Genomic DNA, 460 nt, shown 5'->3' on the forward strand with positions numbered 1-460 from the left:
CATTATCGTTTCACGGTCGATACCCATGTCGATCATCGCACACGCGATTTTCAGGATCCCCCGTTTTTCGCCTTTATGCAATCCTTCTTGGAGTCCTTCCTGGCGTCCTTCTTGGCGCCCTTCCAGACGCCCTTCAATAAACCCTTTCTGGTGTCCCTTCTGCTCCAGTTTCTGCGCTATTGTCATCAGTACCTCCTCATACCTCGGGGACTGTTCTGCCAGTCGCCGGATAAAACCCTCTGGATCGGCAGTATCTCCTGCCTGTAATAAGTAGTTTAGCACGCTTTTTAGCTGTTCATCCGTATAGTAATCATACGTTAGCAGTATGACCAACTCTTGCAGTAACTCCGCCATATCTCGCTGCCGGATATGTTTTTGCACCATTTCCAATAACGCGACCCGTTTGTGCGTCAGGATTTCATCATCGGAGATGATCGTCACATCGACCAGCGGGAAGGGA

General features: G+C 49.8%; 1 protein-coding gene. It reads right to left on the reverse strand.

Annotated elements, in window-relative coordinates; translation table 11 throughout:
* Positions 1-460, reverse strand: a 460-nt coding sequence (locus ABR397_RS23285; protein WP_350307772.1) for an Rpn family recombination-promoting nuclease/putative transposase, incomplete at both ends; no start/stop codon positions are given.

Source organism: Photorhabdus viridis (genome assembly GCF_040256935.1).
Lineage (GTDB): Bacteria > Pseudomonadota > Gammaproteobacteria > Enterobacterales > Enterobacteriaceae > Photorhabdus > Photorhabdus viridis.